At 59.8% G+C, this 9,924-nt stretch carries 8 protein-coding genes; 3 read left to right on the top strand and 5 right to left on the bottom strand.

The genetic code is table 11. The annotated features are described in order from the left end of the window. On the top strand, positions 1–274 hold a 274-nt coding region (locus H292_RS0110190; protein WP_155949786.1), incomplete at its 5' end, for an integrase core domain-containing protein. 235 nt (positions 275–509) lie between these two features. Here H292_RS0110190 and H292_RS27045 read toward each other — a convergent pair. The 4 genes from H292_RS27045 to H292_RS0110165 all read right to left on the bottom strand — a co-directional run bounded on the left by H292_RS27045 (position 510) and on the right by H292_RS0110165 (position 5,982). After that, positions 510–1,817 (bottom strand): MFS transporter, encoded by a 1,308-nt coding sequence (locus H292_RS27045; protein ID WP_051127740.1) that lies wholly within the window; start codon positions 1,815–1,817, stop codon positions 510–512. 377 nt (positions 1,818–2,194) lie between these two features. Continuing rightward, positions 2,195–3,232, bottom strand: coding sequence for an alcohol dehydrogenase catalytic domain-containing protein (locus H292_RS0110175; protein ID WP_027498727.1), 1,038 nt, complete (start codon positions 3,230–3,232; stop codon positions 2,195–2,197). Between the two features lie 117 nt (positions 3,233–3,349). Continuing rightward, positions 3,350–4,789: a GntP family permease gene (locus H292_RS0110170; RefSeq protein WP_020111342.1), complete on the bottom strand. Its 1,440-nt coding sequence runs from the start codon at positions 4,787–4,789 to the stop codon at positions 3,350–3,352. A gap of 137 nt (positions 4,790–4,926) precedes the next feature. Beyond that, positions 4,927–5,982, bottom strand: a complete 1,056-nt coding sequence (locus H292_RS0110165; protein WP_020111341.1) for a 2,3-butanediol dehydrogenase — start codon at positions 5,980–5,982, stop codon at positions 4,927–4,929. Between the two features lie 509 nt (positions 5,983–6,491). Here H292_RS0110165 and H292_RS28735 point away from each other — a divergent pair. Continuing rightward, positions 6,492–7,553, top strand: a complete 1,062-nt coding sequence (locus H292_RS28735) for an alcohol dehydrogenase catalytic domain-containing protein (protein WP_155949785.1) — start codon at positions 6,492–6,494, stop codon at positions 7,551–7,553. 121 nt (positions 7,554–7,674) lie between these two features. Next, complete coding sequence (locus H292_RS28565; RefSeq protein ID WP_269210582.1) at positions 7,675–8,022, top strand: helix-turn-helix domain-containing protein; 348 nt, start codon at positions 7,675–7,677, stop codon at positions 8,020–8,022. Positions 8,023–9,143: 1,121 nt separating this feature from the next. On the opposite strand, the gene H292_RS27040 is transcribed toward H292_RS28565, so the two are convergent. Further along, entirely contained in the window at positions 9,144–9,917 is a 774-nt protein-coding gene (locus tag H292_RS27040; RefSeq protein WP_231383807.1) for an IclR family transcriptional regulator, read from the bottom strand. Between the last annotated feature and the right edge of the window lie 7 nt (positions 9,918–9,924).

Raw genomic sequence — 9,924 nt, 5'->3', positions numbered from 1 at the left:
CGCCTACCGGGCTCTGGTGAGTTCTCTGGGCATGCGGTCCTCGATGGGACGGACCGGGGTGTGCTGGGACAACAGCATGGCCGAAAGTTTCTTCGCGGCACTCAAGAACGAATGTGTCTACCGAACAATCTATTCCACCAAAGCCAAAGCGCGACAAGACATTGTCAAGTACATCGAAGGTTTCTACAACCCGCGACGTCGACATTCAGCGCTCGGATACCGCTTCCCGAACGACGTCCACTACAGTTACCAGCAGCCCGCAATCGCGGCCTGACGATAGTCATCTCCACTGTCCGAAATCCACACGGCAGATCAGTTCGCGACCCGGTGAGCTCGCTCGGGCATTGTCGAAGTCGCCAGCAACCATGACCGCACCGGAATACATGACAAGAATCCTCATAGCTTCGAGTCGCGTGAGTTCTGCGGGGTGGCGCATCGGCGGGAGGCGGCCGTGCTCACCAACTGTGTGGGTGCATTGGGACCGTTGGTGAGCCCTGCCAATGTGGCTTTCAGTGCGTAGACGAGGTGGTCGGATGAGTCGGGGTCTCACTCGCGGAGAGTTGGATCGCGCTCACGGGAAGGACAAGCGTCAGTAGCGCTGCGAGAGCGTACATGCCGGCGAAGATCCAGACCATGCCCTCGGCTCCGACCGTTCCCAGAAAAACCGCAACGAGCAACGGGCCGACGGCGACCGATAAGCCCGCGCCGACGTTGCACGCGGACATCGCTGCGCCGGGGTGCTTCGGTTCGAGTGCTGCGATGATCGCGGAGATTGGGATGAACCCGGCGAGAGAGATGCCGAAGGCGATGCCGGCGAGTAGCGCAACGGTGTAAGAACCAGTCCAGGCTGGCAGGTAGTAGAGACCGAGGATGCTCACGCCTGCGCAGACCGCGCCGAACCACCGGACGGTACGGACCCATCCCAAACGGTCGCCCATCATGCCGAACACGACATTGAAGGGGATGTTGGCGGCATAGATGACAGTGGTCAATATAAGCCACCGGGACAGCCCGAAGCCGAACTGTTCCGCAAACAGCACGGGAAAGAAGACGAACGAGCCGTACTGCGGCGCCGTTGCGATCATGCGGACGGTGACAGCACTGAGAACCCGGGGACGGGTCGCGATCAAGCGCAAACCGAGGAACAAGATGTCGAATGGTTTGGCGTCGGGTTCGGCGAGCCTGGACCGACCGGTTTTCTCTTTCACGCCGAACAATGCGAGCAGGCCACCGAGGACGACCAGGCCGACCGAAAGCCACAACGTGTTGTAACCACCGATGAGGGGGATCGTGCTGGACGCCACCAACGCTCCGAGCGTCGGCAGACCCGCGGTGAACATGACGTAGAACCACCCAATGGCTGTCGCGAGCCGACGTCTGTCAGCGACCGCCGCGATCCACACAAGGAATCCGAACGCAAACAGGGGGTATCCAAGACCGCGGAATGCGTAAGAGACAAACAGGACGACCTCGTTATCCCCGGCGACACCGAATGTCAGAAAGATCACCTCGAAGAAAACCCAGGTGGCGAAGCCGATCGTCATGACCCGCCTGGGTCCCCATAAGTCGGAGAGTGCGGCGGAAAGCCAGGAGGCAAATGCGACCACGATTCCGTACATGGCGACGAGAAGTCCCACGCGTTCGGTGTCAAGTCCGTTGTTGTCGCGCAGGAATGGCGCGAGGAAGTTCGATTCGACGCCGTCACCGATCATGAATAGGAGCAGGCCGAGATACCCGAACAGTAGGGGGCGAGGTAATCCCAATCGGTGCCACAAGGTTGTAGCGCCGTCCTGGGCCGGCTGAACAGATCTGGTCATTTCACGTTCCTCTGGGAATGCCAAAGTATGGCGTGGGTGCGCCCTACGGTGGGCGGGTGTGGTTGATGCGTAGGGGTGGTCACTACAGCAGCTGTGTGCGGGCTTGAGGGAGTCGTACGGAGCCCGATGAATTTCGGTGTTCGCGGCGCTTTCTGGATCCGGGGGACGATCGTACGAGGAACTTGGCACTCTTTTTGAGAGTTACATCGAGACTTGATGCAGTCCCCCGGTGTCTAACTCGACCATCGATGCGCTTGGTGATGTGGTTTTCGGACTTGGGGGCAGGATGTGCCCGAACCTGTTCAGGATGTGGCGACGATTTGCATTCAGACGGCGCGCCACGTCGTCTTGCCACCGGTCACGTTGTCGTGGGTGAGTTACGGCCAAGTGATGGTTGTTTTTCCGATACTGCCGCTGGCGAAGTCGGCGACAGCAGCCGGCGCGTCTTCCAAGCGACAGTGAACTGTGAGAATGGGGTCGAGATCGAGTCCTAGTTTCACCGCATCCGCGACAGCCTCCATCATCACCGGCATGCTGAAAACGAACGACCCCTTGATCGTCGACTGTCGCATGATCACGTCCGTAACTGGATCGATGTCGTACCCTGGCCCAAATCCGACCAGCACGACAGTGCCCCAGACTTTCGCGATGCGTGACGCCGTCCGGCGGCCATGAATGTTTCCTGAAGTGTCGATCACCGAATCCACACCGTCGGGTGCGATGGAAGCGATATCGAAATCGTTGGAATCGTGGCTCTCGAATCCGAGATCTGAGGCGAATTTCAAGCGCTCAGGAACCGGATCTATCCCGAATGCGCGGACCCCCAACGCTTTCGCCCAAGCCAGGGAAGCAAGTCCCACCGGCCCGAGGCCGATGACAGCGACAGTCCCGCCGAGCGGGATGTCAGCCCGACGCAACGCTTGATATGCAGTTGAGGCACCACAGGCTAGAAAGGCACCCGCTCCGAAACTCAGCTCGCTGGGAAGAGGCACGCAATCCCGTGCCTCGACGATTACTTTGTCCTGGTAGCCGCCGTCTCGGTCGAGCGAATATACGGTGTTGTTCTGGCAATGGTTGTCCCACCCTTTTCGACAAGACAGGCAGTTGCCGCAACCCGAGTAATGTTGCACGGCTATTCGGTCACCCGGCTTTAGATGGCTGACTCCCTCGCCTACGGCCTCGACGATGCCCGCGATCTCATGGCCGGGAGTCGTTGTGTGCTTTCGAGGTTGAGTATGGGACTCCATGGCCTCCGCCGAGATGTGGTAATAGTGCAAGTCGCTCCCGCAGACTCCCTCTGCCTTGACGTCGAGCAACACTTCCCCAAGGCGTGGTGACCTGACTTCTTTTTCAACCAGAGCCATTTCGGACAGCCCTGTGAAAATCGCGGCCTTAACTAGCTGGGTTTCGGGCATAATTGATACTTCCTTTAGGTTCGTGCGAAGGCGGAGACTCGATCAGTCGAACGAGACCATGCTGTGCCGGGTGAGGACAGAGTGCCGCTGCAGATTTTGACCAGCGGGAGCTGCAGATCAGCTTATGATCGTGAACAAGACAGCTGCTACTGCGAAGCTGACGACCGACAGCACGGTCTCCAACACTGTCCACGTTTGCAGTGTCTGCTTGACGGTCATGTTGAAGAACTTGGCGATGATCCAGAAACCGCCGTCGTTGACGTGGCCGAGGATGATGGATCCGGCGGCGATCGCCATGGCGATGAGGGCGATGGCGATCTGCGAGTAGTCCTGTTCGATGACGAGTGGTCCAACGATGCCGCCGGTCGTGACGATGGCAACCGTCGCGGACCCCTGTGCGATGCGGAGTGCGCAGCTGATGATGTACGCGAGGACGATGATCGGTAAGCCTGCAGCCGACATGGTGTCTGCGAGCGCGGTTCCGATTCCGGTGGCCGAAATAACCTTGCCGAAGAACGCGCCCGCGCCGACGACGAGGAGCAGCATGCCCACCGGTCTTAGCGATTCACCGGTCAGCGTGGACAGTTCCTGCACAGTCGATCCGCGGCGGATACCGAGGATGTAAAAAGCGATAAGAACCGTGATGAGCAAAGCAACTGCGGGCGTTCCGAAGAACGTCAGGACCTGAAGCAAATCGCCCTCGCCCAGCAATATGTTGCCGAAGGTTGCACCGAGGATCAGTACGAGCGGCACCGCGATGATGGCACCGATGGTGGCGACGGACGGGGGTGTGGTGACCACAGATCGTTTGGTTCCGACGGCGATGCCGCTCGAGCCCTGTGGCCCGTCGGTGGGGGCGTCGTTGATGAAATCCGGGGGTACCTCGACGAAGATTCGTTTGCCGATGTAGCTACTCCACAAGATTCCTGCTGCCAGGAACCCGGGGATGCCGCAGACAAAGCCCATCAGAATGAGCCAGCCGAGGTTGACCTCGAGGAGGCCGCCGAGCGCGACCGGACCGGGGTGCGGGGGGAGGAATGCGTGGGTCATGGACAGACCGGCGAGCATGGGCATCGCGTAGAGCACCAACGATTTTCCGCCCTGTCGTGCCGCGACGTACACGAGCGGTGCGAGGACGAAGATGCCGATATCGAAGAAGACCGGGATACCGAAGATGAGGCCGAGCAGACCCATGGCCAGCGGGGCACCGCGATCGCCGAAGACACCCAGCAGTTTTGCAGTCAGTGTCTGTGCGCCGCCGGACCTTTCGAGGATGGCACCGAGAACTGTGCCGAGTCCGATGATAACCGCGACGTGGCCGAGGATGCCGCCGAAACCGGTCTCGAGGAGCGAGTCGCTGCTCTTGATGGCAGTACCCACGATTTGTGACACCGGCAGACCTGCAGCAAGTGCGAGTCCGATGCCCGCTATGAGGAGAGCGATGAACGGTTCGAGTTTGATTCTGATGATGGCGACGAGCAGTATCGCGATAGCGACACCGCAGAGAACCAGGAGCCCGGGTGTGGACGTTCGCAACCAGTCGACGACGGAACCCATGAGGTTGCCTTTCTATTTTGCAGATGCACTAGCGGGTCCGACTGGCACATGTGGAGGTGCGTCGGATACCCGAGGGCCAATCGAACCGGTTCTTACCCGGGGCGATGAAAACTCGGGGTGTGGCGCGACCGCACTGCCTACAAGGTGGGTGATACCAGGATTTTGATCGATGACTCGGTGTCGTTGATCAGGGAGTTCAACCCGTCCTGCACCAGATCTTCTAGTCCGATCTTCTTGGTGATGAACGGCGCGAGATCGATCTTCCCGTCCTGTACCAGCGCAATGACCGCTCGGTGATTGTTCACGTACGCAAAGGTTCCCCGCAGGTCGATCTCTTTGAGAACAATTTTTTGCATATCGATTGAAGCTCGTGACCCCCAAATCGACACGTTGACAACAACACCCGCCGGTCGCACGGCATCGAGAACAGTGTCGAGCACAGCGTTGACGCCGGCGCATTCGAATGCAACATCCACACCGACTCCGTCGGTAAGCTCTCGAACTCGGTCTGCGATGTCGCCATCGGTCGGATTCAGAACGTGATCGGCCAGCTCCGCGGCTTGGGCCAGACGAGCGGCACTGACTTCGCTGATGATGGTTGTGACACCGATGCCCTTCAGAACCGCCGCCAGTAGCAGCCCGACCGGTCCCGCGCCGGCGACCAGAGCGGTCGTACCTGATCGAGCGCCACTGCGTTCTACGGCGTGGTAGGCCACGGCTAGGGGTTCGATGAGCGCCGCGTGATCCAACGGTATGTCCCCGACTGGGTGTACCCAGCGGGGGTCGACCACGATGCGTTCGCTCAGTCCACCGCCGTCGCCCGCGAGCCCGATCACTGCGATGCGTGTGCAGAGGTGATATTTGCCGAGTTGACAGGGAATGCACTCGTTACACACGACGTAGGGCTCGACCACGACCGCGTCTCCGACGCTCAAGCCTTCGACCCCGTCCCCGATCTCGGCGATCGTGCCGGAAAACTCGTGACCTAGCGTCACTGGCGGTACTTCCCCGGTCAGCGGATGCGGTGTATCAGCCGACGGAACAAAAATCGGTCCTTCGAGATACTCGTGTACGTCGGTGCCACAGATTCCACACCACGCGATATTCACCGCAACGGTGCCGGGCCGCACGGCGGGAACGGGTATGTCCTCTACGCGGATGTCGTTTCGAGCGTAGAAACGGGCGGCTTTCACATCTTCTCCTGGTCATTCGTCGAGATTCGGGATGGCCCCGGGCGACAGAGAGGGCCAGCCACCTCGGTAGCGATTTGCGGAACGACATGTGTTCCTGTGCACATCAGAGCATCAGTATGTCTGTCATCACTCCACAATGTCAACGATGAGATAGCTACTATCTCATTGCGATACAAACGAAGGTCCGCGAATCGACAGCGTTGGGCGGAGAAGAGGGTGGCCCCAATGGAACCGGAGCGCGACACGGAGCAGGGCAGGTTGCCAGACCTTCGATCCAACCGATGCCTTATCGCAATGCCATGGTGTAATCAGCAATGCGATAGTACGATTCGAGTTGCCTAAAAGATCATCACGCCATGCCAAGTACCGACATCGCCTATAACTGCCCAACTCTGCGACGTGCCCCGGAGTAGCCGATGCCGCTCCGCGCAACACTCTTGACGGCGTTGAATCAACCGAACCCGCGCAGACAACACTGATCGCACACACGAAACCGAGGACCAACTGATATGACTGAGAACGGCCCGCTACGGACATCTGATCTCGCGCAAGCTCTCGACACGAGGACTGTGACCGCTCTGGCGAAGTTGCGTACCGGGTCTGACGGTGTCGGGTTGGTGCAGAAGGAGGTCCCGGCTCCCCGGTCGGGGCAGGCCCTGGTGAGGGTTCGCGCGGCCGGTGTGTGCGGTACCGATCTGCATATTCAGGACGATGAATACGCTAGTGCTCCGCCGGTGACGATGGGGCACGAGATCGCCGGTGTCGTGGAAGCGGTTGGTGATGAGCTTGATTCGAGCTGGGTCGGACGTAGGGTAGCCGTCGAGACGTACTTCTCCACCTGCGGGAAATGCGTGCAGTGTCGCGCAGGCAGGGGAAACCTCTGCGCCGACCGGAAGTCCATCGGATCGTTCCGAGATGGCGGCTTCGCCGACTTCATGTTGATTCCCGTAATAAATCTGCATGAGATTCCGGACACGGTGGACATTCACGCAGCTGCGCTGACAGAGCCTTTGGCGTGCGTGTGCCACTGCCTGCTGGATCCGGCCATCGTCAACACCGGCGATCGTGTACTCGTCACCGGCCCCGGAGCTATGGGACTACTGTCCGCTCAGGTGGCCCGCGCGTCAGGAGGGCGCGTCGTCATCAGCGGGCTGGAGTCGGATCGGCCTCGACTCGACATCGCGGAGGGCTTGGGGATAAGCACCACCACACAGGTACCCGAAGTCGAAGCCTTCGATGTGGTCATCGAATGTTCCGGCAGCGCTGGAGGGGCGAATGCAGCGCTACGGGCTGCAAAGCGGTACGGCAACTACGTGTCAGTGGGAATCTTCGGACGCGCGGTGTCGATCGATTTCGACACCGTGCTATATAAGGAACTGACGGTCACGTCCGGATTCGCATCCACCCCGAAGTCGTGGGACCGCGCCGTGGAGTTACTCCGCCAAGGAGACGTGTCCTTGGACGTTCTGGTGGGTCGTGTCGTGTCGCTACACGAGTGGGAAGAGGTGTTCGAGGCCTTACGTCGCGGTCAAGGACTCAAGTCCGTATTCGATCCCACGCTCCGCCCCTGACCTAAGCCTGGCCTTGGGTGCACGACCGTATTGTCGCTGCTGAAGGCCGCTTTATACCTCTTCACGAATGTGCTGCGAGATTGCATTGCGATAAAGATGTCAGGAGTGCGACAATTTGGCCATGGCAAAGCGGAGTCCGCACATAGCCTCGGTGTCGCGTGCGTTCACGGTGGTGACCATGATCGCCGACAGTCCCGCCCCGCTTTCAGCGAAGGATCTCGCTGCCGCCGTTGGCACCCCGCTACCGACCATGTATCACATGATCAACACACTGTTGGCGGAAAATGTGTTGCTGCGCACGGGGATAGGCGGGTACCGGCTCGGACCACGACTAGGAGGCCTCTCCGGCGCGTTAAGTATCTCCGAACCGACCTCGCGCATCGTCCGGCAACAAGACGACGTGATTGGCGTGCCCACGCGCACTGCTGAATCGGCGAGACAATTGCCGGGATCACTCCGGTGCCCTTGACGACGCATGGCCTCACACCAGGCCTCGACTGTGCTCTTGAGGAGTCGCTGGTCGACGACATGCGAGCTCGCGGTCAAGAGGTAGGGGTAATTGCGGCCGGGCCACTCGTTCGCCTGCGATTTGAAGACTTAACAGCTGACGACTGGCGTATGCATCTCAATCGCGTATACCAGGCGATATCAGCGGCAGAACGTGTTGCTCTCGCTGCGAAAGCTACTCACAAATACGCGACAATCGTTTTCCTTGCACACCCGTCGAGCGCACTCTATGGGCAAGGATCGATGCTTAATACTGTGGGCGAAAGTGTGCTGCAGGGCTTCGTAAGTTCAGGGGGGATCAGGTCAGTCAACACTCAAGCTATCTGTAACATCGCATCACTGCGCTACACGGGGTGGGGATTCAGCCAGTCCGACTTGGATTCCGTCGACGACTCGGAGATTGTCGAGTTGATTCACTTCCTACTGTCCCCGGCTGCACGCCACATCGACAAAGCTGTGATCAGCCTCGACCGCCGGGGGCATGTTGTCAGCAGCATCGGAAGTAGCAGTCCTCTCCTCGGACTCGGGAATGACTAACTCGCGAATACCACACTAGTCGGGTTCTCGAAACGGATCCCTCGGAGCCGGGACAACCGGGGAGATCGTCCGAGACGGCAGCCAAAAAGCCCATGGCAGTGGTTTGCGAGGTTGCCTATACCGCTTTGCATCCGTCCTGTTGCAATAGTCGAAGCAGGTAGAAGTCGTTGGTGGTGGGGTAGAACCCAAACTGGTTGTCGACGATCGCTATTGGGAGGCGACGGAATGCCTGTATCCGAGCATCCCTGCGGCACGTGGACGCAGAACTTGCGACGGGGGTTCAATCGGGCGGTATTGAATTGCTAACACGACACCATGTCGCCCGGTGTGCTGTCGGAGCTGGAGTACGCCCGGAGCGCTTCGTCGAGATCCGGAATGAGCCCGAACGTTGTCAATGACATCGGTGAGCCGCCTCTTTGGTGACATTGCCCCCACCCGAAACCTGCGGAGTCGGTCGCGAGTTCTTGGTGCACGCCGCTCATCCAACGCTTTACCGCACCACGATCCTCGGTCCGACGTCGGCGCTTTTGTGTGGGCCGACGACATCTAGCCCGCAGCCGCCTCGCTGACGAGCAACCGCCGAGCTGCGTCAGCCGTTTCAAGTGCCACCGCGATCATTTCTTCTCGATGTCGTTCGAACCTGGAGGTGGGACTGGAGATTGTGAAGGCGGCGATGATGCGTCCGTTGATCAAGACCGGCACCGCGATGCACGACACGTCCTGGGTGAATTCCTCGAGATCGGTGGCGTATCCGCGTACCCGAATTGTCTCGAAGTCTTCGTACAGCTCGGCTGCGTCGATGATGGTGTGCTCGGTGAGCGCGTCGAGGGGGTGTTCGCGTAGGTATTGCGCACGCAGACCGGGGCGTGCGTAGGCCAGCAGTACCTTGCCCGAGGCTCTGGCGTGTGCCTGACCGTGAGCTCCCCGTTGGAGTTGCGTTACGCGTACCGCATGGCGACCCTCGGCCGTAGTCACGACTTCGATTTCACCGTTGCGCCACGCGCTGACATAGGCGGTTTCGCCCGTAGCACCGGCCAGTTCTTTCAACGCTGTCTCAAGCAGGGCCACTGGCTCGCCCTGTTCGAGGTAGGCATCGGAGAGGACTCCTAGTCGTGGTCCGAGCCGGTACCCGCCTATCCCCGTGCGCAGCAACACATTTTCCGCCAACAGTGTGTTGATCATGTGATACATGGTCGGTAGCGGGGTGCCAACGGCGGCAGCGAGATCCTTCGCTGAAAGCGGGGCGGCACTGTCGGCGATCATGGTCACCACCGTGAACGCACGCGACACCGAGGCGATGTGCGGACTCCGCTTTGCCATGGCCAAA

It is taken from the genome of Rhodococcus sp. 114MFTsu3.1 (assembly GCF_000383555.1).
Classification (GTDB): Bacteria; Actinomycetota; Actinomycetes; order Mycobacteriales; family Mycobacteriaceae; genus Rhodococcoides; species Rhodococcoides fascians_E.
This window is presented reverse-complemented; position numbering and strand designations above follow the sequence as displayed.

Bases quoted from the DNA above. Each gene is read 5' to 3' on its own strand.
- H292_RS28565 (WP_269210582.1), top strand. From the start codon at position 7,675: ATGGCAAAGCGGAGTCCGCACATAGCCTCGGTGTCGCGTGCGTTCACG.
- H292_RS0110170 (WP_020111342.1), bottom strand. From the start codon at position 4,789: ATGGGTTCCGTCGTCGACTGGTTGCGAACGTCCACACCCGGGCTCCTG.
- H292_RS28735 (WP_155949785.1), top strand. From the start codon at position 6,492: ATGACTGAGAACGGCCCGCTACGGACATCTGATCTCGCGCAAGCTCTC.
- H292_RS27040 (WP_231383807.1), bottom strand. From the start codon at position 9,917: ATGGCAAAGCGGAGTCCGCACATCGCCTCGGTGTCGCGTGCGTTCACG.
- H292_RS27045 (WP_051127740.1), bottom strand. From the start codon at position 1,817: ATGACCAGATCTGTTCAGCCGGCCCAGGACGGCGCTACAACCTTGTGG.
- H292_RS0110175 (WP_027498727.1), bottom strand. From the start codon at position 3,232: ATGCCCGAAACCCAGCTAGTTAAGGCCGCGATTTTCACAGGGCTGTCC.